General features: G+C 73.0%; 18 protein-coding genes. 12 read left to right on the top strand and 6 right to left on the bottom strand.

What is annotated here, in order from left to right:
• Positions 1-17: 17 nt before the first annotated feature.
• The gene (locus J4573_RS10495) at positions 18-1,049 is read right to left on the bottom strand and encodes an ROK family transcriptional regulator (protein WP_307796590.1); all 1,032 of its coding nucleotides are present in this window, start codon (positions 1,047-1,049) and stop codon (positions 18-20) included.
• A 61-nt stretch (positions 1,050-1,110) separates the two neighbouring features.
• On the opposite strand from J4573_RS10495, the gene J4573_RS10490 reads away from it, so the two are divergent.
• Positions 1,111-2,286, top strand: a complete 1,176-nt coding sequence (locus J4573_RS10490) for an MFS transporter (RefSeq protein WP_208255160.1) — start codon at positions 1,111-1,113, stop codon at positions 2,284-2,286.
• On the opposite strand, the gene J4573_RS10485 is transcribed toward J4573_RS10490, so the two are convergent.
• Positions 2,239-3,108: an ABC transporter ATP-binding protein gene (locus J4573_RS10485; RefSeq protein WP_208255159.1), complete on the bottom strand. Its 870-nt coding sequence runs from the start codon at positions 3,106-3,108 to the stop codon at positions 2,239-2,241. The two genes, J4573_RS10490 and J4573_RS10485, sit on opposite strands and share 48 nt — an antisense overlap.
• Before the next feature lie 112 nt (positions 3,109-3,220).
• Between J4573_RS10485 and J4573_RS10480 the strand changes: the two genes are divergently transcribed.
• The 4 genes from J4573_RS10480 to J4573_RS10465 all read left to right on the top strand — a co-directional run bounded on the left by J4573_RS10480 (position 3,221) and on the right by J4573_RS10465 (position 11,265).
• The gene (locus J4573_RS10480; protein ID WP_208255158.1) at positions 3,221-4,225 is read left to right on the top strand and encodes an NAD(P)-dependent oxidoreductase; all 1,005 of its coding nucleotides are present in this window, start codon (positions 3,221-3,223) and stop codon (positions 4,223-4,225) included.
• Positions 4,226-4,300: 75 nt separating this feature from the next.
• Positions 4,301-5,797 carry a sialidase family protein gene (locus J4573_RS10475; RefSeq protein ID WP_208255157.1) on the top strand — a complete coding sequence of 499 codons (1,497 nt, stop codon included), beginning with the start codon at positions 4,301-4,303 and terminating at the stop codon, positions 5,795-5,797.
• A 264-nt stretch (positions 5,798-6,061) separates the two neighbouring features.
• The gene (locus J4573_RS10470; RefSeq protein WP_243772811.1) at positions 6,062-9,922 is read left to right on the top strand and encodes a Pls/PosA family non-ribosomal peptide synthetase; all 3,861 of its coding nucleotides are present in this window, start codon (positions 6,062-6,064) and stop codon (positions 9,920-9,922) included.
• 32 nt (positions 9,923-9,954) lie between these two features.
• Positions 9,955-11,265 carry a M1 family metallopeptidase gene (locus J4573_RS10465; RefSeq protein WP_208255155.1) on the top strand — a complete coding sequence of 437 codons (1,311 nt, stop codon included), beginning with the start codon at positions 9,955-9,957 and terminating at the stop codon, positions 11,263-11,265.
• A 10-nt stretch (positions 11,266-11,275) separates the two neighbouring features.
• Here the strand turns inward: J4573_RS10465 and J4573_RS10460 are convergent, their stop codons facing one another.
• The 3 genes from J4573_RS10460 to J4573_RS10450 all read right to left on the bottom strand — a co-directional run bounded on the left by J4573_RS10460 (position 11,276) and on the right by J4573_RS10450 (position 14,370).
• Entirely contained in the window at positions 11,276-12,229 is a 954-nt protein-coding gene (locus tag J4573_RS10460) for a helix-turn-helix domain-containing protein (protein ID WP_208255154.1), read from the bottom strand.
• A 128-nt stretch (positions 12,230-12,357) separates the two neighbouring features.
• A complete protein-coding gene (locus tag J4573_RS10455) occupies positions 12,358-13,053 on the bottom strand; it encodes an alpha/beta fold hydrolase (protein WP_208255153.1) in 696 nt (231 codons plus the stop codon).
• Positions 13,054-13,089: 36 nt separating this feature from the next.
• Positions 13,090-14,370 (bottom strand): MFS transporter, encoded by a 1,281-nt coding sequence (locus J4573_RS10450; RefSeq protein ID WP_208255152.1) that lies wholly within the window; start codon positions 14,368-14,370, stop codon positions 13,090-13,092.
• A 110-nt stretch (positions 14,371-14,480) separates the two neighbouring features.
• Between J4573_RS10450 and J4573_RS10445 the strand changes: the two genes are divergently transcribed.
• Genes J4573_RS10445 through J4573_RS10435 form a run of 3 tightly spaced genes read left to right on the top strand, consistent with a single transcriptional unit; the run spans position 14,481 to position 18,530 of the window.
• Positions 14,481-15,515 carry a LacI family DNA-binding transcriptional regulator gene (locus tag J4573_RS10445; protein ID WP_208255151.1) on the top strand — a complete coding sequence of 345 codons (1,035 nt, stop codon included), beginning with the start codon at positions 14,481-14,483 and terminating at the stop codon, positions 15,513-15,515.
• A gap of 48 nt (positions 15,516-15,563) precedes the next feature.
• Positions 15,564-17,594: a HelD family protein gene (locus J4573_RS10440; RefSeq protein ID WP_208255150.1), complete on the top strand. Its 2,031-nt coding sequence runs from the start codon at positions 15,564-15,566 to the stop codon at positions 17,592-17,594.
• A 21-nt stretch (positions 17,595-17,615) separates the two neighbouring features.
• Positions 17,616-18,530: a DNA-3-methyladenine glycosylase family protein gene (locus tag J4573_RS10435; protein ID WP_208255149.1), complete on the top strand. Its 915-nt coding sequence runs from the start codon at positions 17,616-17,618 to the stop codon at positions 18,528-18,530.
• Positions 18,531-18,558: 28 nt separating this feature from the next.
• Here J4573_RS10435 and J4573_RS10430 read toward each other — a convergent pair whose 3' ends face one another.
• Entirely contained in the window at positions 18,559-19,107 is a 549-nt protein-coding gene (locus J4573_RS10430) for a TetR/AcrR family transcriptional regulator (RefSeq protein WP_243772810.1), read from the bottom strand.
• A 124-nt stretch (positions 19,108-19,231) separates the two neighbouring features.
• Between J4573_RS10430 and J4573_RS10425 the strand changes: the two genes are divergently transcribed.
• From J4573_RS10425 to J4573_RS53850, 4 genes are all read left to right on the top strand, one after another.
• A complete protein-coding gene (locus J4573_RS10425; RefSeq protein ID WP_208255147.1) occupies positions 19,232-19,663 on the top strand; it encodes a nuclear transport factor 2 family protein in 432 nt (143 codons plus the stop codon).
• Positions 19,660-20,070: a nuclear transport factor 2 family protein gene (locus J4573_RS10420; RefSeq protein WP_208255146.1), complete on the top strand. Its 411-nt coding sequence runs from the start codon at positions 19,660-19,662 to the stop codon at positions 20,068-20,070. Before J4573_RS10425 ends, J4573_RS10420 begins: the two co-directional genes overlap by 4 nt.
• Positions 20,071-20,149: 79 nt before the next feature.
• Complete coding sequence (locus J4573_RS53855) at positions 20,150-21,346, top strand: acyl-CoA dehydrogenase family protein (protein ID WP_243772809.1); 1,197 nt, start codon at positions 20,150-20,152, stop codon at positions 21,344-21,346.
• Positions 21,343-22,428: an acyl-CoA dehydrogenase family protein gene (locus J4573_RS53850; protein WP_307796589.1), complete on the top strand. Its 1,086-nt coding sequence runs from the start codon at positions 21,343-21,345 to the stop codon at positions 22,426-22,428. The genes J4573_RS53855 and J4573_RS53850 overlap by 4 nt, the downstream gene beginning before the upstream one ends.
• Positions 22,429-22,654 lie beyond the last annotated feature (226 nt).

Genomic DNA, 22,654 nt, shown 5'->3' with positions numbered 1-22,654 from the left:
GCGGCCGGGCGCGTCGCTCAGCCGTAGATCTCGTCGCGGGCCAGGTCGAGCGCGGTCAGCACGGCGCCGCGCAGGATCGCGTTCCCCTCGACCGTGGTCGCGCGGATCTCGGCGGGCGCGGGGGACAGGGCGTCCAGGCGTTCGGCGACCATCGCCGCCAGCGCGTCGCCGCCCGTGCGGCCGATGCCGCCGCCGAGCACGACCAGGCCCGGGTCCAGTACCGCGACCAGCGCGAAGACGCCCTTGACGATCCGGTCGGCCAGGACCGTCGCCTCGGTCCCTGCGGTCTCCACCAGATCGCAGAACGTCTCGCCGTCGATGTTCAGCAGGCCGACCTCGCCCGCGCCGCCCGAGGCGCCCCGGCGGAGCCGCCCGCCGAGCACGACGCCCGCGCCGACGCCGTCGTCCAGCCACAGCAGCGCGAAGTCGTCGTGGCCCGCCGCCGCCCCGGCGCGGTGCTCGGCGATGGAGGCGAGGTTGACCTCGTTCTCCAGCACGACCGGCACGCCGACCAGGGACTCGACGGCCTGGCGCAGGTCGCTGCGCCAACCCGGGACCAGGCCGTCGCACTCGGGCCCGGTGAGCGGGTCGCTGCCCAGGCCGGTGCGCGGGTCGACCAGGCCGGGCGCGCCGATCACGATCGTCTGGAGCGCGTGCCCGCCCGCGGCCTCGGTGACCGCCTCCGCCACCACCTCGGCCAGCGGCCCGGAGGGGATGTCGCGGTGCGCCGAGCCGGCCTGCCTGCCGGTGATGTCGGCGACCTCGACGTGCGCCGCGTACCGGCGCAGGTCCACCCCGGCGACGTGCGCCCGCTCGGCGATCAGCCCGTACAGGCGCGCCTTCGGGCCGCGCCGGTCGCCGCCGCTCTCGCCGGTCACCTCGATCAGGCCCTCGGTGGTGAGCCGCTCGACCAGGTCGGAGACGGTCGGCCGGGACAGCCCGGTCATGGTGCGCAGCTGGGGCGCGGTCAGCGGGCCGTGTTCGAGCATCAGGTCGAGCGCCAGGCGGTCGTTGATCGCCCGTGCCAGGGCCGGTGTGGCGGTCTTCACGGGGATCATCCTAGCTTTGGGTCTTTTCATCAGGAACCCTGCCTGATAATTAATTGAGATCATGAGCAACCACCGCGCCATCGCCCTCGTCTTCGCCGTGCACGGCGCCGCCGGCGGCAGCCTGGCCACCCGGATCCCCTGGATCCAGGACCACCTGCAGCTGAGCCCCGGCGTCCTTGGCCTCGCCCTGCTCTGTCCCTCCGTCGGCGCGTTCATCGGCATGCCGACCGCCAGCCGCCTCGCCCACCGCATCGGCGCCCGCACCGCCACCCGCATGCTCATCGCGCTGTGGTGCGCCGCCGTCGCCCTGCCCTCCCTGGCGCCCGCGCCCGTCTGGCTGTTCGCGGCGTTCCTGCTGTACGGCGCGACCGCCGGCATGTCCGACGTGGTGATGAACGGGCACGCGGTCACCCTGGAGCGGCGCCTGGGCCGCTCGATCATGTCCGGGCTGCACGGCATGTGGTGCGTCGGCAGCCTCATCGCGGGCGGCGCGGGCATCCTGGCCGCCCACGCCGGGATCGACGCCCGCCTGCACCTGGGCGTCGCCGCCGTGATCCTGCTGTCCCTGGGCCTGCTGGTGTCCCGCGACCTGATGCCCGACGACGCCGAGCCGGAGGGCCCGGCGCCGCGCCGCTTCGCGCTGCCGTCGCGGGCGATCCTGGCGATCGGCGTCGTCGGCTTCTGCGGAACGTTCGCCGAAGGGTCCAGCGCCGACTGGGCCGCGGTCTACCTGTCCAAGGTCACCCACGCGGGGCCGGGCCTGGCCGCCGCGAGCTTCACCATCTTCATGCTGTTCATGGCCTCCACCCGGCTGGTCGCCGACCACGTGGTGGGCCGCATCGGGCAGGTGTCGATGGTCCGGTACGGCGGCGTCGTCGCGGCCGTGGGCGGCGTGCTGGTCGTCACCGCGCAGTCGGCCGTACAGGGGATCACGGGCTTCGCGTTGATCGGCATGGGCGTCGCGGCGGTGGTCCCGCTGGTGTTCGCGGCGGCGGGCAACCAGGGCCGTACGCCCGGCGAGGGCGTGGCGGGCGTCGCCACCATCACCTACCTGTCGGGTCTCACCGCGCCCGCCATCACCGGCTGGGTGGCCGGTGCCACCTCCTACCGGGTCTCCTTCGCGGTCATCACCTGCGCGGCCGTCCTGATGTCCGTGCTCGCCGGAACGCTGGGTCGCGGGGGAGCGGCGTCATCGGCCGCCGAGACCGCCAAGGAGCCGGTGCCGGCCGCCTGCTGACGCCGCGGGTCCCGTCCCGCGCTCAGGGGATCGGGGTGATCGCGCCGCGCCGAGGTAGGCCTCCCGCACCCGGGGGTTCGACCGCACCTCCACCGGCGGTCCCGAGGCGATCACCCGCCCCGAGTCCAGCACGTACAGGACGTCGCAGACGCCCATCACCTGGTCCATGTCGTGCTCGACCAGCAGCACCGCCAGTCCGTCGGCGGCCAGGTCGCGCAGCAGGCATTCCAGCGAGCGCGAGGCCGGCACCGGCAGGCCCGCCGACGGCTCGTCCAGCAGGAGCAGCCGGGGCCCGGTCGCCAGCGCACGCGCCAGCTCGACCAGCCGCGCGACCCCGGCCGGCACGGTGCCGGCGCGGCACTGCGCGTACTGGGCGATCCCGAGCCGCTCCAGCAGCGCGTCGGCCGCCTCGCCGGTCTGACGGCGGGCGGCCCGGCGCCGCCGCCACCGGTCCGCCCGGGTGCGTCCGGGAACGTCGCGTGTGGCGGCGTGGATCTCGGCGGCGACCTGCACGTTCTCCCGTACGGTCAGTGCCCCGAAGACCTCCGGGCGCTGGAACGTGCGGGCGATCCCGCGACGGGCGCGCTCATGCGGGGCGCGGCCGGTGAGGTCGGCGCCCTCGAAGTGAACGGTGCCGCCCGCCGGTCGCCGCAGGCCGGTGACGACGTCGAAGAACGTGGTCTTGCCCGCGCCGTTCGGCCCGATGAGCGCGGTCACCGTGCCGGGCGGCGCCTCCAGCCCGGCGCCGTCCACCGCCGTGACCCCGCCGAACCTGACCGTGATGCCGGACGCCTCCAGACCGCGATGCTCGTCGTCCGGCATGGCTCACCGTCCTCGTGTGATGTGGATCACCGGCGGATCGTCACCATACAGCCGATCCCCGGCCGTCGTCCCGGCCCGCATCGACTCCTCCTGATCGGGAACGGTGGGTGACATGAGCGACAAAAGGGGCCGTGCCCTGGTGCTCGCGGCGATGCGCGGACCGGGATGGGAGCAGATAGGCAAACTCACCGAGGACGTGGTGTACGACCCGGCCGCCGAGCAGCGGCCGTTCCGGCTCTATCAGGCCGCCGATCTCGCCCGCCGGATCGAGGAGACCGGGGCGACCCTGCTCATCACCGAGGGCGATGAGGTGTCCGGGCCGGTGCTCGATCTCCCGCTGGAGCTCATCGGCGTCACGCGGAGCGACCCGGTGAACGTGGACGTGGCCGCCGCCACCGAACGCGGCATCCCCGTCCTGCACACGCCCGGCCGCGACGCCGACGCGGTCGCCGAGCTCACCGTGGCGCTGCTGTTCGCCGTGGCGCGCGGCGTCGTCACCGCCGACCGCGAGGTCCGGGCGGGCGCGGTCTACGACGGCGGCGTGATCCCGTACCAGCGGCACCGGGCCTGGCAGCTGGCCGGGCGCACGTTCGGCGTCGTCGGCATGGGCGCGGTCGGCCGGGCGGTCTGGTGGCGCATGGAAGGCCTGGGCATGCGCGTCATCGGCTGCGACCCGAACGTTCCGGGCGCGACCCATCGCCTGCCCGAGCTGATCGGCGCCTCCGACGTCGTCTCCGTGCACGCCGCGCTGAACGACGAGACCCGGGGGATGATCGGCGAGCGCCAGTTCTCCGCGATGAGGGAGGGCGCGATCTACCTCAACACCGCGCGCGCCGAACTGCACGACACCGACGCCCTGGTCGACGTCCTCGCGTCCGGCCATCTCGCGGGCGCCGGGCTGGACCACTTCGCCGGCGAATGGCTCGACCCGGGCCATCCGCTGGCCGCGCTGCCCAACGTCGTTCTCACGCCGCACATCGGCGGCGCGACCTACGACGCCGAGGACAACCACGCCCGCGTTCTCGCCGAGGACATCGAACGGATGCGCGCCGGCGAACTCCCCCTCCACTGCGTCAACCCCGAGGTCTTCGAGGTCGGTGACGCCGCCCCGCGGTGACCGGAACCCGCCATCCTCCGCCCGGCTACGGCCATCAGCCTGGTCGCCCCCGCACCACGGTGCTCGACTGTGGCCATGCGACAGCGAACCACGATCTCAGCGGTGACCGCAGGGGTGCTCGCGCTCGCTCTGACCGGCGCGCCGGCACTCGCAGCCCCACTCCCGAAGGCGGTGGTGGGCCCCGTCAAGGTGACGGGCAAGACGCCGTTCCCGGGCTGCACGGCAGGGACGACGCCGACCAGCGTCAACCATCCGGGCGCCGAGGTGGAGCCCTGGATCTCGGTCAACCCCAGGGACCCGCACAACATCGTCACCGAGTACCAGCAGGACCGCTGGAACGACGGCGGCGCGCACGGCCTGGTCACCAGCGTCACCCACGACGGCGGGAGGCACTGGAGACAGGTCGTCGTCCCGGGGATCTCGCAGTGCAGCGGCGGCACCTACGAGCGCGCCTCCGACCCGGGCGTCAGCTTCGCGCGGAACGGTGACCTGTACGCGATCTCGCTGTCGTTCAACGCCAACGACTTCGGCAACGCGATCCTGGTGTCCAAGTCGGTCGACGGCGGCGACCACTGGGGCGCGCCGACCACGCTGAAGAGCGACACCGACGAGCTGCTGCAGAATGACAAGGAGCTCGTCACCGCCGACCCGACCAGCGCCAAGCGCGCCTACGCGGTGTGGGACCGCACCAACGAGCAGGGCGGCCAGCCGGTCTGGTTCTCCCGGACGACCGACGGCGGCCGCAGTTGGGAGCCCGCCCGGATGATCTACGACCCGACGCCGCGGTTCACCATCTCCAACCAGATCGTGGTCCAGCCCGACGGCACTCTCATCGACCTGTTCTTCGACGGCCCGGCCGGCGGCGGCGAGGAGCCGGACCGGCCGTGGGCCAAGCCCCGACCGAAGGCCGCGCCCGAGCCCGTGGGCGACAACCTCGTCCGTGTGATGCGTTCCACCGACCATGGCCGGACCTGGTCAAAGCCGATCAACGTGGCCGCGATCGACCCGGCCGAGATCGTCGACCCGGATCAGCACCGGGACCTGCGGACCGCCGACATCGTGCCGGACATCGCCGTCGACGCCAAGACCGGCCGGCTGTACGTGGTGTGGCAGGACGCCTCGGTGACCCGCAGCAAGGCGGCGATCATGCTCACATCCTCGGACGACGGCGGCCGCCACTGGTCCAAGCCGCTCAAGGTCAGCAAGACCCCCGACTCCGCTCCGCAGGGCAACGGCCAGGCCTGGACGGCCATGGTGGACGTCGCGGCGGGCGGCACGGTCGGCGTCACCTACTACGACTTCCGGCGCAACACGCCGGGGCCGGGCGCTCTTACCGACTACTGGATCGTCACGTGCCGTAGCGGCGGCTGCGCCCGCGACGCCTCGGCCTGGCGCGAGCAGCACGTCGGTGGCTCGTTCGACGTCGGCCTGGCGCCCGACGCGGGCGGGCTCTTCCTGGGCGACTACATGGGCCTTGACCACGTCGGACCCTCGTTCGCGTCCGTTTTCACCCAGACCCATCCGATCCCGCGGAACCAGCAGGACGAGTACGTGGCGGGGGTGCTGCCCTAGGTCCGGAGCCCGGTCCGCGGCATGGTCGACCGGTAGGGCCGATACCGAGCGTATTCACTCCCATCGAGTAAAGTGTCGGGCTGAGCGGCGCTCGTGACCCCGAGCCGCCGCGGGGATTGACATCAGAATCCCCGGTGGCGCGATCCACGCGCCACCGTGGCGGCAGGGCCGCACCGGTCCCGCGTGGTACGGGACGCGACGAAGGTGCCGGGCCCCCAGAGGCCGCCGTTCGCCTCGACACCGGGGGAGAGTTTGCGTCCACTCATGGCCGCCGCGGAGCGCGCGGTCCTCACCTCCGCGCGTACCGCACCGCCCGCCCGCACGCTTCTGGACGTCCTGGACGAGACGGCGCGGCGGCATCCGTACGCCGCCGCCCTCGACGACGGCACCGTCCGCCTCGACTACACCGCCCTGCTCTCCGAAGCCGGGCGGGTGGCCAAGGAGCTGGAGCAGCAGGGCGTCGGGCCCGGCGACCGGGTCGGCGTACGGGTGCCGTCGGGCACCGCCGACCTTTATGTCGCGATCCTCGGCGTCCTCAGCGCCGGCGCCGCCTACGTGCCGGTCGACGCCGACGACCCCGAGGAACGCGCCGCGCTGGTCTTCGGCGAGGCCGAGGTCTGCGCGGTCATCGGCGCCGGGCGTGAGATCACGATGCGGGGGATCCCGGGCCGCCGGTCGGGCCGTCCCGGCCTGCAGGACGACGCCTGGATCATCTTCACCTCCGGGTCCACCGGCAAGCCCAAGGGCGTGGCGGTCACCCACCGCAGCGCCGCCGCCTTCGTGGACGCCGAGGCGCGGCTGTTCCCCGCCCGCGAGTCCGACCGGGTGCTGGCCGGGCTGTCGGTCGCCTTCGACGCCTCCTGCGAGGAGATGTGGCTGGCCTGGCGGCACGGCGCCTGCCTGGTCCCCGCGCCCCGCTCCCTGGTCCGTACCGGCGTCGACCTGGGCCCCTGGCTCGTCGAGCAGGGGATCACCGTGGTCTCCACGGTGCCGACGCTCGCCGCGCTGTGGCCGGTCGAGACGCTGGACGGCGTCCGGCTGCTGATCTTCGGCGGGGAGGCCTGCCCGCCCGAGCTGGCCGCGCGCCTCGCGACCGGCGGCCGCCAGGTCTGGAACACCTACGGCCCGACCGAGGCCACCGTGGTCGCCTGCGCCGCGCCGCTCGGCGGCGAGGGCCCGGTACGGATCGGGCTCCCGCTGGACGGCTGGGACCTGGCCGTGGTCGACAAGACCGGCGAGCCGGTCGCCGAGGGCGAGACCGGCGAGCTGGTGATCGGCGGCGCCGGGCTGGCCCGCTACCTCGACCCGGCCAAGGACGCCGAGAAGTACGCCCCACTGGACTCGCTCGGCTGGGACCGCGCCTACCGCAGCGGCGACCTGGTCAAGGCCGACCCCGAGGGCCTGGTCTTCGTCGGCCGCGCCGACGAGCAGGTCAAGCTCGGCGGGCGGCGCATCGAGCTCGGCGAGGTGGACGCCGCGCTGCAGGCCCTGCCGGGCGTCACCGGCGCCGCCGCGGCCGTCCGCGGCACCGGCCACCAGATCCTGGTCGGCTACCTCGTGCCCGGCGAGGGCTTCGACGAGGACGCCGCCCGCGAACGCCTCCGCGAGGAACTGCCCGCCGCGCTCGTTCCCCGGCTGGCCCTCGTCGAGACCCTCCCGACCCGTACCTCCGGCAAGGTCGACCGCGACGCGCTGCCCTGGCCCCTGCCCGGCACGCCCGGCGCATCCGGCGCATCCGGCCGGGCTGAGCAGGACACCGCCGCCGAGCCGATGACCGACACCGAGGAGTGGCTCGCCGACCAGTGGGCCGAGGTCCTCGGGGAGCGCCCCTCCGGTCCCGGCGCCGACTTCTTCGCCCTGGGCGGCAGCAGCCTCGGCGCGGCCCGCCTGGTCTCGGCCCTGCGCCCGCGCTTCGCGTCGGTCGCGGTCGGCGACGTCTACGAGAACCCGACGCTGCGCGGCCTGGCCGCCCACCTGGGCACCGCCGAGGAGGAGACCGTCCTGGCGGTCTCCGACCGCGTCGTGAAGCCCATGCCGCGCCGGGCCCAGCTCGCCCAGACCCTGCTCATGATCCCGCTGCTCACGCTCGGCGCGATGCGCTGGGTCGTCGGGCTCGCCGCCGCCGGCAACATCGCCGGCCTGCCCTGGATCCCGCACGTCTCCTGGTGGTGGGTGCTCAGCGGCGCCCTGCTGTTCGTGGCGCCAGCCGGGCGGATGGCGCTGACGGCCGGGGGCGCGCGGCTGCTGCTGCGCGGCGTGACGCCCGGCACCTATCCGCGCGGCGGCTCGGTGCACCTGCGGCTGTGGGCCACCGAGCAGCTCGCCGCCCGCCTCGGCGCCGCCGAGCTGTCGGGCGCGCCCTGGTTCGCCTTCTACGCACGCGCGCTCGGCGCCCGCATCGGCCGCGACGTCGACCTGCACTCGCCTCCGCCGCTCACCGGTCTGCTCCGCCTGGGCGAGCACGCGGCGATCGAGCCCGAGGTCGACCTGAGCGGCCACTGGCTCGACGGCGACCTCCTGCACATCGGCGAGATCCGGGTCGGCGTGGGCGCCGTCGTCGGCGCCCGGGCCATGCTCTTCCCCGGCGCGCGCATCGGCAAGAACGCCCAGGTCGCGCCCGGCGCGGCGGTCACCGGCCGCGTCCCCGCCCGGCAGCGCTGGGCCGGTGCCCCCGCCGTCCGCGCGGGCAAGGCGCCCAAGCCCGCGGCCGAACGGCCGCCCCGCCTGCGCCGCTGGACCGTGGCCTACGGCCTGTCGGCCATCCTGCTGAGCCTCCTGCCGCTCGCCGCCGCCCTGCCCGGCCTCGCCGTGCTGCTGGCGATGCTGAACGGTACGACCACGCTGGGCGAGGCCCTGCCGGTCGCGCTGGCCGCCGTGCCGCTGGTGACGCTCGCCGCCATGGGCACGTTCGCAGCCGTCACCCTGGTCTCGGTCCGGCTGCTCGGCCTTGGCCTGAACGAGGGCGACCACCCGGTTCACAGCCGCCAGGCCTGGCAGGCCTGGGCGACCAGCCGCCTCATGGCGATGGCCCGCGTCTGGCTCTTCCCGCTCTACGCCAGCGTCCTCACCCCGGCCTGGCTGCGCGCCCTCGGCATGAAGGTCGGCCGCGACGTCGAGATGTCGACCGTGCTGGCGCTGCCCACCATGACCTCGGTCGCCGACGGCGCCTTCCTGGCCGACGACACCATGGTCGCCCCGTACGAGCTCGGCGGCGGCCGGATGCGGATCGCCCGCGCCCGGGTCGGCAAGCGCGCGTTCCTCGGCAACTCCGGCATGACCGGGCCGGGCCGCAAGGTCCCCAAGGGCGGCCTCATCGGCGTCCTGTCGGCCGCGCCCAAGAAGGCCAAGGCCGGGGCGTCCTACCTCGGCATGCCGCCGGTCCGCCTGCACCGCAACGCCGACAGCGCCGACCAGTCCCGCACCTACCGGCCGCCCACGCGCCTGAAGGCCGCGCGCGCCGCCGTCGAGGCCTGCCGGGTCATCCCCGCGATGCTCACCGTGGCCGTCGGCGTCCTGGCCGCCGCGGCGTTCGAATGGCTCGCCGGGACCTACGGCGTCCAGACCGCGGTGCTGCTCGGCGGCATCGTGCTCGCCGGGGCCGGGATCGCCGCCGCCGCGATCACGACGATCGCCAAGTGGGCCGTGGTCGGCCGGATCACCGCCGGCGACCGGCCGCTGTGGAGCTCGTTCGTGTGGCGGAACGAACTGGCCGACAACTTCGTCGAGGTGCTCGGCGCGCCCTGGTTCGCCGAGCCCTGGCTCGGCACCGCCCCGCTCAACCTGTGGATGCGCTCGCTCGGCGCCAGCATCGGCCGCGGCGTGTGGTGCGGCACGTACTGGCTGCCCGAGACCGACCTCATCCGGCTGGGCGACGGCGCGACCGTCAACCAGGGCTGCGTCCTGCAGACCCACCTGTTCCACGACCGGATCATGCGCATCGATTCCGTCGTGCTGGAACGGGGTGCGACACTAGGGTCCAACGGGGTGGTCCTGCCCGCGGCCTCGGTCGGGGCGGACACCACGGTCGGACCCGCGTCCCTGGTGATGCGCGGCGAGCAGTTGCCCGCGCGGACCCGGTGGCTCGGCAACCCGATCGCGGCCTGGCAAGAGCCCCGCAGCGAGTGACACCGGAGGAACAGACCGGCCGTGAGCAGCTCATGATCGACAGGACGGCCGGGAACGTCCCTCGGTGCGACTACTTCCCCGGGCACGGCAGCGACGACTACCGCATCGGTCACTACGACCTGAACCTGGACTACCGCGTCGGGCCGAACCGCCTGTCGGCCACCGCCGAGCTGTCGGCTGTGGCGGCGGCGACGCTGACCAGGTTCGAACTCGACCTTGGATCGTTCCGAGTCAGCCGGGTGCTGGTCGACGGGCAGCCCGCGCGGTTCCGCAAGCACCGCGACAAGCTGCAGGTGACCCCCGCGCGGCGGATCGCGGCGGGGGAGTCGTTCACCGTCGAGGTGCGCTACGCGGGCAACCCGCGGCCGGTCTCCAGCCACTGGGGCGGGCTCGGCTGGGAGCAGCTCACCGACGGCTCGCTGGTCGCCAGCCAGCCGATCGGCGCGCCGTCCTGGTTCCCCTGCAACGACCGCGCCGACCACAAGGCGTCCTACAAGATCACGGTGGCCACCGGCTCGACCTACCACGTCGTCGCCAACGGGCGGATGACCGACCAGCGGCGCTCGGGCGCGAGCATCACCTGGGTGTACGAGCAGGACGAGCCCATGGCGCCCTACCTGGCGAGCGTCCAGATCGGCCGCTACCAGAGCGTGGAGCTGCCCGGCGCCGTGCCGCAGCACCTGGTCTACCCGGCCTCGGCGGGCCCGCGCGTCCGGCACGACTTCGGCCGCCAGGAAGAGATGATCGCGGCGTTCACCGAGCTGTTCGGCCCGTACCCGTTCGGCGCCTACACGGTCGTGGTCGCCGACGACGAGCTGGAAATCCCGGTCGAGGCGCAGGGAATGTCGATCTTCGGGACCAACTTCGCCGACGGGCACCGCGGCGAGGAGCGCCTGGTCGCGCACGAGCTGGCCCACCAGTGGTTCGGCAACAGCCTCACGCTCGCGCGCTGGCGCGACATCTGGCTGCACGAGGGCTTCGCCTGCTACGCCGAGTGGCTGTGGTCGGAGAGGTCGGGCGGCGACCCCGCCGACGAGCACGCGCTGCGCTGGCACAGCAGGCTGCGCGGCCAGCGCCAGGACCTGCTGCTCGCCGACCCCGGCGCCCGCCGGATCTTCGACGACCGCGTCTACAAGCGCGGTGCCCTGACCCTGCACGCGCTGCGCCGCTCCATGGGCGACGGCAGGTTCTTCCCGATGCTGCGCGCGTGGACCGCCGAGAACCGGCACGGCACGGTCACCACCGAGCAGTTCGTCGACCTGGTCGGGCGCCACGCGGAGTCCTCGGCCGCGCCCGTCCTCGACGCCTGGCTCTACGAACGCCCGCTGCCGAGACTCCCTTGACCCGCCGCCGCTAGTCCCATTCCCAGCGGATGCCGTGAACGCCCGGCTTCACGTCCAGCTCGGCCAGGTGGACCATGTGCCAGCTGGTCGGGCGCAGCTCCTGGACGTCGGTCGAAGGGGTCGTCACCTTGGCCTGGTGGGTGCGGTAGCAGCGGATCGGCGGTGCCGCCGGGTCGAACTCGACCTGCAGCAGGTACTCGTGCGCCGGGAACCTGAACCAGCGGTGGTAGTAGCTGGTGTACGGGCCGACGTCGCCGTAGCCGAACTCGTACTCCACCACGTAGGTCTCGCCGCGTTCCAGCGGCCGGTCGAACAGCAGCTCCATCGCCGTCACGCCGTCGCCTGAGTCGGTGCGGACCCGGCCGAGGCGGCAGAACGTGGCGTGATGCAGGTTCGGGAGCAGCGCCTCCTCGTTGTGGTGCAGCGCGACGTGCCGGTCCACGCCGTCGGCGCGGGCCCGCATCACCAGGCGGGTGCGCACGCTGAGCTCGTCGCGGTTCGGGCCGACGCGGAACCGCTCGTGGCAGCTGAGCCATTCGAGCTGCTGACCGTCGGCGGGGCTCTTGATCTGTTCGAGCAGCCGGTCGACGCTGCCGTGCACCTCGCAGATGTCGCGGTAGGGGAGCGGGCCCGGCGCGTGCCGGACCCAGCGTCCGCGCGGCCGCGGCGGGCCGAGCCTGGCGACCAGCGAGCCCTGCGGGACGCCGAGGATCTGCTCCAGCGCGCGCACGGCGTGCAGCGAGTTGGAGCGCTCGGGGCGGCACTGGCCGCGCTGCCAGTTGCTCAGGCTGGCGAGGCTGACCCGGATGCCGCGTTCGGCGAGCCGTACGTGCAGCCGCTCCAGGCTCAGCCCGCGGGCGCGGATGGCGGCGCGCAGCGCCTCGTCGAAGGAGCTGGCGCGCAGGACGTCGCCGGGCCCGCCGGGCCGGAGCCGTGCCGCCGCGGGCGGCGGGGTCGAAGTCATGGCGGGGTCCTCCTGATGCCGGACGGCCGGGCACACCCCCGCCCCGCCAGCATGGTCCCTGCCGGCGGGGCTGATCAAGGCGAGATTTTCAGCTTTTAGACTTTTGATCCAACTGTAAGGTTCGCGAGTCAGATCCAGCCGTCGAGCGACCGCATGAAGCCGTCGAGGTCGTCGCGGTGGACGCAGTGGCCGGTGTCCTGCACGAACGTCACCTCGAAGCCGCGCGACCGCAGCTGATCGGCGAGACCGTCGTTCACCAGCGCCTTGTCACCGGCCGCCTGAACGAGCGAGGGGACGACGGGCCGGTCGGGGATGTGGTCGCCGGTCCCGGCGAGCCAGTCGAGGGTCGTGGGGTCCCAGGCGGCGTAGCCCTCCAGCTCGGCCTCGACGTCCTCGGGCGACCACTTGGGGCGCAGCCGCAGGATCGACTCGGCGGTCGCGGATCTCACCGACGCGATGATCTGCTCGCGCTGGCCGCCCATCGGGTTCCCGGCGAGCTTCCAGGCCGGGTCGCTGTAGACGGCCTTGGCGGGACGGAGCCGTTCCACCGCCAGCGAGAGCGACAGCGCCCCGAGGGAGTGGCCGATCGCGACGTCGGCGCCGGTGGGGAGCGAGTCGGCCAGGTCGCCCGCGAACAGCTCCGGCGAGTACTCCGCGGTGTGCGGGCTGTCGCCGTGGCCGCGCAGGTCCGGCATCACGACCCGGTAGCCGCGCCCGACCAGCAGCGGGGCGACGCGGCACCAGGTGCCGTGCGAGGCCATGATGCCGTGGACGAGCAGGGCGACCTTGTCGCCCTCACCGAGCTCGTGGACCTTCAGTTTCATTGATCGCGCTCCTTCGCGGGGTGGTGGGCTAACGGACTAGCGGACGGTCTTGACGGGGAGGATGGCCAGCGCGCCGGCCAGCGACAGGACGGCGGCGACAAGGAAGAGGGCGGAGTAGCCGCCCAGCAGGTTGATGATGAGCGCGGCCACGAACGGCGCGACGATCTGCGGCCCGGCGTTGGCGATGTTGAGCACCCCCATGTCGCGGGCGGCGTCCTCCTGCGCGGGGAGGACGAGCGTGACCATCGCGGTGTCGACCGCCATGTAGACGCCGAAGAACAGGCCGCTCAGCGCCATGAAGACGATCATGGTCGACCAGTGCGGGGACAGCAACGGGATCAGCAGCGCCGCCGCCATCCCGGCGCTCGCCACGAAGACGAACGCCTTGCGCCGGTCCAGCCGGTCCGACAGCGGCCCGCCGATCGCTGTGGAGATCACCGAGGTGACCGTGGTGATGAGGGTGAGGATCGCGACGCCGTCCACGTCCTTCATGCCCTTGGGCAGCCCGATGTGGTCCTTCAGCAGGTAGAGCATGTAGCCCACGATCAGGAAGTAGCTCATCACGATCAGGGCCCGGCCGATGAACACCCACATGAAGTCGCGGAAGCGCAGGGCCGACAGGAACGAGCGGAGGTCGTCCCGCATCGACGAGCTCGTCGCCGTGAGCGCCTCGGTGGACGCCTCGTCGGTGCGCGGGTCGTGGGTGAACCTGGCCAGCAGGCCCGCGCCCACCAGCAGGAGCAGGCCGAACGTGAGGTAGCCCCACGGGATCGCGTCCTCGAAGCGGCCGGCGATCACGATGCCGAGCAGCAGGCCGAGGTTCTGGCCCGCGCCCATCACCGCCGAGGCGGCGCCGCGCCGCTCCGCCGGGATCCGGTCGGGCACGACCGCGGTGATCGCCGCCTGGTAGACGTTGCCCATGCCCTGCGCCAGGCACCAGCCGATCGCCAGCAGGGCGATCGTGCCCGCGTTGCCCATGAAGACCATGAAGACCAGCGCGAGGGCGGCGCCGCCGAGCAGGTAGGGATTGCGGCGGCCGAACCTGGACCGGGTGCGGTCCGACAGCGCCCCGCCGATCGGGTTGAGCAGCGTGGCGAAGACCGCGCCCACGCCGGTGATGATGCCGAGATTGGCGACCTTGTGGGCGCTGTCGATGTTCTCCACTTGGAGCGGCAGCAGGATGCTGACGACGCCTCCGTACAGCGCGAACAGCAGCAGGTTGCCCACCAGCAGGAACGGCAGCAGCCTGCGGCGCCCGCGTCTGTGCGCGGAAGTGGCCGCGGCCGCGTGGGCCGCGCCGAGCTCGAGGTTCGCCATGGGTCACTCCAGGGGGTGTGGCCGGTGATACGTATCACTTATACGTATAAGCTACATATAGCACCGCAGGTCGGGTGCTGTCACGGGCGGACTGCGGAAGACTGGCGGCGATGGACGATCACACCCCCGGACCGCGCAGCGGCCGTCCGCCGACGAGCACGGACGTGGCCAGGGCGGCGGGCGTCTCCCAGGCCACCGTCTCGTACGTGCTGAACGACGCCCCCGGCGTGCGCATCAGCCAGGAGACCCGCGTCAAGGTCCGGGAGGCGGCCGAACGGCTCGGCTACGCGCCGCACGCCTCCGCCCGGGTGCTGCGCACCGGCCGCAGCGACATCGTCCTGATCCCCACGTCCACGATCCCGGTCGGCCGGCTGGTCGCCGAGCTGGACATGGCCATGAGCGAGCGGCTGCGCCGGCTGGGCCACACGGTCGTGCACTTCGGCGACCCGCGCTCACGGGGCGTCGCCGCGGCCAGAGTGTGGGCCGAATGGCGCCCGGCCGCCGTCTTCGTCGAGGCCCACCGCCTGACCGCCGCCGCCGTGAGCCAGCTGTACGCGGCGGGCGTCGCGACCGTGCTGGCGTTCGGACCCGAGCCCTCGCCGTACGCGCCCACCTTCGTCTTCGACGACGGCAACGTCGGCGCCTGCGCCGCCGAGCACCTGATCGCCCGGGGGAGTGCCGCCCTGGCGGCCGTCGTGCCGACCGAGCACGGCCTGGACGGGTTCGGGCTGCGGCGGCTGGAGGGCGTCGCGCGGGTCGCACGCGCGCACGACGTGCCGGTGGCCCGCGTCGACCTCCCGTTCGACGAGGAACGGGCGAACGAGATCGCGACCGGCTGGACGCGGGACCCGGGTGCCCGCCCCGACGGCGTCTTCGCCTACAACGACGAGTACGCGATGCTGCTGATGCGCGCCCTCCAGGACGCGGGCCTGGACATCCCCGGCGACATCGCCGTCGTCGGCGCCGACGACCTCCCGCTCGCGCCGCTGCTTCGCCCCCGGCTGAGCTCGGTCCGGGTGCTCACCGACATCACCCCCGACGACCTGGCCGAACGGCTCGCCAAGATGATCGCCGACGGCGAGCGCGACCCCGCCACGACGATCCGGGCCAGCCGCACCGAGATGATCGTTCGCGAGTCCTCCTGACAGCGGGTAAGCTCGTTCGCTTGCCCTGAGACCCGGAGGTCTGCCCGCATGCCCGAAAAGCCGGCCACCGTTGACGAAGACCAGGCGGCCGTACTGGCCGCCGAACAAGCCCACCTCGCCGAGTCCCGCGACGCGCTGCGCCGCATGCGCGAGCATGCCCAGTCACTGAACGCCGACGTCGCGGCCGACTGGGTGTCCAGGCAGTTCCTGGAATCCCTGCTCGACCAGCGCGTGGCGGCCCTGGCCGATCACCCCGACACGCCCCTGTTCTTCGGCCGCATGGACCACGACGGCACCGGAGAAGAGACGATCGACCTGCCCGCCACCATGTACGTCGGGCGGCGGCACGTGCACGACGGCGACGAGGGGAAGCCGCTGGTCCTGGACTGGCGCGCGCCGGTCTCGCGCGCCTTCTACCAGGCCGGTCCGGCCGACCCGATGGGCTGGCGGCGGCGCCGCCGGTTCGGGTTCCAGGGCGGCGCGCTGACCGCCTTCGAAGACGAGCCGCTGGACGGCCGCGAGCTCGGCCCCTCGACCATCCTCACCGACGAGATCGAACGGCCGCGCACCGGCCCGATGCGCGACATCGTCGCCACCATCCAGCCCGAGCAGGACGAGATCGTGCGCGCCGAGCTGGCCAGGACCGTGTGCGTCCAGGGCGCGCCCGGCACCGGCAAGACCGCCGTCGGCCTGCACCGCGCCGCGTACCTGCTCTTCACCCACCGCGAACGGCTCGCCCGGTCGGGCGTCCTGATCGTCGGGCCCAACCGGGCGTTCCTGTCCTACATCTCGGCCGTCCTGCCCGCACTGGGCGAGGTCCGCGTCGACCAGGCGACCATCGAGGACCTGCTCGGGGCGCCGCTCGCCGAGGAGCGTGCCGAGGTGGCCGCGCTCAAGGGCGACGACCGGATGGCGGGCGTGCTCCACAAGGCCCTGTGGCGGCTGATCCGCAAGCCCGAGGAGGGCCTGGTCGTCACGCGCGGGGCGAGCCGCTTCCGCCTGGCCGACCACGAGGTACGCGAGATCGCCGCCTCGCTGCGCGGCACCAGCCGGTACGGCAACGGCCGCGCCTCGTTCGCCCAGCGGCTCGCCCACCAGATCCTCGTCCGGATGGAGCAGCGCGGCGAGGCACCCGACGACCGCGTGCAGGACCAGGTAGCCCGCTCCAAGCCGGTCAAGGAGATCGTGGAGCAGGTCTGGCCCAAGATGACGCCCGAGCAGGTGCTGTTCATGCTGCTGACGGACGCCGACATGCTGCGCACCGCGGCCAAGGGCGTGCTCACCGACGAGGAGCAGGCGCTGCTGCTGTGGGCCAAGCCCTACCGGTCGCACCGCACGGCCAAGTGGACCGCCGCCGACCGCGCGCTGCTGGACGAGCTGGCCGACCTCATCGAACGGACCTCCTCGCTCGGCCATCTGGTCGTGGACGAGGCGCAGGACCTGTCGTCCATGCAGCTGCGGGCGCTCGGCCGCCGCTGCGGGACCGGGTCGGCGACCGTTCTCGGCGACATCGCCCAGGGGACGACGCCCTGGTCGGCGCGTTCCTGGGAGGACGTGCTCAGGCATCTCGGCCAGGAGGGCGAGGTGACCGAGCTGACCCTGGGCTTCCGCGTTCCCGGGCCGGTGCTGGACTTCGCCGCGCGGCTGCTGCCCGTGGTCGCGCCCGAGCTGGAGGTGCCGCGCTCACTTCGGGCCGGGGTCCAGGCGCTGACGATCCAGCGGGTCACCGACCTGGACGAGGGCGCCGTGCAGGCGGCCCGCGCCGCGCTCGCCCGCGAGGGTTCGGTCGGGCTGATCGTGCCGGACGCGGCGATCAAGGCCTACAGCGCGGCCCTTACCGGCGCGGGCGTCGAGCACGGCGTGCTGAGCCCCGAGTCGGCCGAGACCGACCGGCTGCTGATCGTTCCGGCGACGCTGGCCAAGGGCCTGGAGTACGACCACGTGATCGTCGCCGAGCCCGCCGAGATCGCCGCCGCCGAGGAACGCGGGCTGGCCCGCCTCTACGTCGTGCTCACCCGGGCGGTCAGCACGCTCACCGTCGTGCACCGCGCCGACCTCCCGGCCCAGCTGTTGTCGTAGGCGATCCGTAGTGTGGGCCGCATGGTCTTCCTGAAGGCATGCGCGCCCTTCGACTTCGCGCACACGCTGCGGTTCCTGTCCGGCTTCCGGCCGACGGCGGGGGAGCAGGACATCACCGACGGGGTCCTGACCAAGGCTTTGCGGGCCAACGGGCACACCGTGCTGGTCAGGCTGGCGCAGGAGGAGTCGGGCGTGCGGTGCACGCGGCACGCCACCGAGGAGATCTCGGCCGCGACGGCCGAGGCGGTGGCCGACCGGGTGTCGTTCTACCTCAGCCTGGACGACGATCTCGGCGAGTTCTACGACCTCGGGCGGGCCGACCCGGCGTTCGCGCCGATCATCGACGAGCTGTACGGCTACCACCAGGTCAAGTTCACCACCCCGCTGGAGAACGCGGTCTGGGCCGTGCTCAGCCAGCGCACCCTGCCGTCGGTCGCGGCGTCCGGGAAACGGGCGCTCGCGGCCGAGTTCGGTAACGAGCTGGGCGACGGCGCAGGCGGCGAGGCGGGCAGCGAAGCGGGCAACGAGGTCGAGTGCGACGGCAGGACCTACGTCGCCTTCCCCGACGTCGAGCAGCTGGCCTCGCTCACGCCCGGCCGGATCGCCGAGCTGGTCGGCAACCAGCGCAAGGGCACCCAGCTGCACGGCCTCTTCCAGGGCTGGCTCAAGGAGGACGAGGAGTTCCTGCGCCACGCGCCCTACCAGGAGGTCAAGGACTTCCTGCTCGGCCTGCCGGGCATCGGCGCGTGGTCGTCGTCGTTCGTGCTGATCCGTGGCCTCGGCCGGACCGACGAGGTCCCGTTCGAGAAGGCGCTGATCGCCGCCGCCTCCCGCGTCTACGGCAGGCCCGTGAACGAGGCGGGGCTGCGCAGGCTCGCCGAGCCGTACGGCCGGTGGGCGGGCTACTGGGCCCACTACCTGCGCGTAGCCGGCTGATCGTCCCGAGACCCCAGCGGAGACCCGGTCAGCGGGGGCGCAGGCCGTCGAAGACGATGTCCAGCGCCCGCGCCTGGACCTGCGGGTCGCCGCTCGCGCTCGCCGCCGCGTGCGATGACCCCGACAGCAGCGCCATCACCTCGGCGAGGCCGACGTCGGAGCGCACCGCGCCGGCCTCCTGAGCCCGTTCTACCAGCGTCGCCAGCGCCTTCTTCAGCGGGACCCCGACCTCGGCGGAGGCCTCGCGGGCGTTGATGCCCGCCTCTTCGAGCGCCTCAGAGACGGCGTTCTTGGTCGCGGCCTGGGCGACGATCCCGCGGAAGAACCCGAAGAACGCCTCGCCCGGATCCGCGGCCCTGGTCAGCTCCTCCGCCTCGTGGGCGAAGCGGGCCAGCAGCCCGACCAGGACGGCCTCCAGCAGCGCCTCCTTGGTGGGGAAGTGCCGGAACACGGTGCCGATCCCGACCCCGGCCTCCTTGGCGACCTCCTCGGTCGAGGCGGAGGTCCCCTTGGCGGCGAAGACCAGTTCGGCCGCGACCAAGACCTTGGCCCTGTTCCGTGCGGCGTCAGCGCGCATGCGTGGCGTCATCGCCGTCCTTCCGTCGACCCGTTGATCCATTGATTCGTTGACAACCGGAGTGGCAACTCCATATCGTCGAATGCGGAGTAGCCACTCCGATTGTACCGATCAGGGAGGTCCCATGCCCGACTCGCCCACCGAGGTCTTCCACCGGCTCGTCCAGGGCGTCGCGAACGTCCGCATGAACGAGCTGCCGCGGCTCTACGCCGAGGACGCCCTCGTCTCGCATCCCTTCGGCCCGTCCAAGGAGCCGATCAAGGGCCGTGACGGGCTGCGGGCGCACTTCGCGTCCCTGCCCGACCTGCCGATCGAGATGGAGGTCAAGGACGTCGTCGTCCACAAGACCGCAGACCCGGAGGTGGTCATCGCCGAGTTCGCCTACGAGGGCCGCGTCACCACGACCGGCCGCCCGCTCCGGATCCCGAACGTCTTCGTGCTGCGCGTCCGCGACGGCGAGATCGTCGAGTCCCGCGACTACGCCCACCACGTCGCGTTCGCCGAGGCGCTCGGCCGCCTGCCCGAGCTGATCGCCGAATACCAGGCCCGGGCATGAGCCCCCGCGAGGTCTTCGAACGCCTCAGCGCCGGGATCTCGGCCGGACGCTGGGACGACCTGGCCGACCTCTACGCCGAGGACGCCGTGGTGGATCAGCCCTTCGCCCTCCCGCCCGCGCCGAACCATCTGGAGGGTCGCGAGGTCATCAGAAGCCACTTCACAACGGCGGGCCAGGGCCCTCTGAGCCTGCGGGCGAGGAATGTTCGCGTCCACGAGACGGCCGACCCCGAGGTGATCATCGCCGAGTTCGACTACGACGCCGAGGACTCCTCGACCGGGCGCAGCGCGACGCTGGCCAACCTCCAGGTGCTGCGGATCCGCGATGGCCTGATCAGCTCCACTCGCGACTATCACGACCACGTGGGATTGGCGCTGCTCATGGGAATGACTCCGGTCACGAGCTGACCGGTTCTGTTGACGTGCCTCCGGCGCCCTTCCTAAGGTGGCACATACCGACCGGTTGGTATGCACGGAGGTCCGCCCCTTGAGCAGCACCGCATCACCCGACGCCGACGACCTGCGCGAGCGGGTCGACGCCTTCCTCGCCGAACACGATCCCGCCACGACCGAGCCGCTGGAGTTCCTGCGCGCCCGGTTCGACGCGGGCCTCGCCTGGGTGCACTACCCCGAGGGCTTCGGCGGCCTCGGCGCCCCGCGCCACCTGCAGTCCGGCGTCGACAAGCGCTTCGCCGCGGCCGGTGCGCCGAGCAACCGCCCCGAGCGCATCGGCATCGGCCTCGGCATGGCCGCCCCGACCGTCCTGGCGTTCGGCACCGAGGAGCAGAAGCGCCGCTTCCTGCGCCCGCTGTGGACCGGCGAGGAGGTCTGGTGCCAGCTCTTCAGCGAGCCCGGCGCCGGCTCCGACCTCGCCGCGCTCGGCACCCGCGCGGTCCGCGACGGCGACGGCTGGGTCGTGAACGGCCAGAAGGTCTGGACGTCCATGGCGCACGAGGCCCGCTGGGCGATCCTGGTCACCCGCACCGACCCGGACGTGCCCAAGCACAAGGGCATGACCTACTTCGTGTGCGACATGACCGCGCCCGGCGTCGAGGTCAGGCCGCTGCGGCAGATCACCGGCGAGGCCGAGTTCAACGAGGTCTTCCTGACCGACGTGGCGATCCCCGACGACCAGCGCCTCGGCGAGGTCGGGCAGGGCTGGCAGGTCTCCACCACCACGCTGATGAACGAGCGCGTCGCGATCGGCGGCGCCGCCGTCCCGCGCGAGTACGGCATGATCGGCGTGGTCGCCGGCCTGTGGCGCGACCGCCCCGAGCTGCGCACCGCCGGGCTGCACGACCAGATGATGCGGCTGTGGGTGGAGGCCGAGGCGGCCCGGCTGACCGGGCAGCGGCTCCGCCAGCAGCTCACCGCTGGACAGCCCGGCCCCGAGGGCTCGGCCGCCAAGCTCGCGTTCGCCAAGCTCAACCAGGAGATCTCCGGCCTGGAGCTGGAGCTGCTGGGCCAGGACGGTCTGCGCTACGACGACTGGACGATGCGCCGCCCGACCGAGGTGGACTTCACCCACCGCTCGCCCGGCTACCGGTACCTGCGCGCCAAGGGCAACTCCATCGAGGGCGGCACCTCGGAGATCCTGCGCAACATCATCGCCGAGCGCGTGCTCGGCCTGCCGGGCGAGATCCGGGTCGACAAGGACGTCGCGTGGAAGGACCTGCCCAAGTGAGCGACCTGCTGTACAGCGAGACCGAGAACGACCTGCGCGGCGGTCTGCGCGAACTGCTCGACGACCGGTGCCCGTGGGCCGACGTCCTGGCGGGCACCGAGAAGGACGAGCCGTACGACGCCGTGCTCTGGCGCGCCGTGGCGACCGACTTCGGCTCCGCGGGCCTGCCCGTTCCCGAGGCACAGGGCGGCGCGGGCGCGAGCTGGCGCGAGACCGCCGTCGTCATGGAGGAGATCGGCCGGGCCGTCGCGCCGGTGCCCTTCCTCACCAGCTCGGTGATCGCGACCGCGGCGCTCATGACGGCCGGGGACCGGGAGCTGCTGTCCCAGGTGGCAGGCGGCACGAAGATCGCCGTGCTGGCCGTCCCGTTCGCCACCGCGCCCGGCATCGTGCTCGGCACGACGGTCGAGGTCCAGGGCGACGCCCTCACCGGCCGGGTGACCGGCGTCGCCGACGCGTCGGCCGCCGACGTGCTGCTCGTCCCCGCGCACGGCGGGCTGTACGCGGTGGACGCCGACGCCACGATCCGCACGCCGGTGACCTCGCTCGACATGACCCGGCGCCTGGGCGACATCGAGCTGTCGTCGGTGCCCGCCCGCCGGGTCGCCGAGGGCGCCGCCGCCGAACGGGCCGTACGCGAGGCGCTCCTGGTCGGCGCCGCGATGCTGGCCTCCGAGCAGCTCGGCCTGGCCGAACGCTGCCTGGAGATCACCATCGAGTACCTCAAGACGCGGTACCAGTTCGGCCGTCCGGTCGGGTCCTACCAGGGGCTCAAGCACCGCCTCGCCGACCTGTGGACATCGGTCACGCAGGCCCGCGCGGTCGCCCGCAACGCCGCCGCCTGCGTGGCGGACGGCGACGACGACGCGCCCGTCGCGGTCGCGGTGGCGCAGGCGCACTGCTCGTTCATCGCCGTCAAGGCCGCCGAGGAGTGCATCCAGATGCACGGCGGCATCGGGTTCACCTGGGAGCACCCGGCCCACCTGTACCTGAAGCGCGCCAAGGCCGACTCGATCGCGCTCGGCACCCCCGACCGCCACCGCACGACGCTGGCGGGCCTGGTCAACCTGCCGCCCGCCTGATCCGACGCCCCGTCTGATCTGATCCGATCCAACGCCTGAGGACCGGTCGCCGACCCGGCGACCGGTCCTCAGGCGTTGTCGCGGTCCTACAAAGGGGAGCGCCGGCGGACGGCAAGGTTGGTGTCCTGGGCCACTTGGAGCGGCATCCGCGGCTTGCTGTGATTCTTCCAAGCCCGATCGGGGGTTGTGGCGCCCATCACATTACATGCAATGTGTAGTTAGGCGC

This window comes from Actinomadura barringtoniae, from assembly GCF_017573505.1.
GTDB classification, from domain to species: domain Bacteria; phylum Actinomycetota; class Actinomycetes; order Streptosporangiales; family Streptosporangiaceae; genus Spirillospora; species Spirillospora barringtoniae.
Note: the sequence above shows the minus strand (reverse complement) of the source record. Positions and strands in the feature narration are given on the sequence as shown.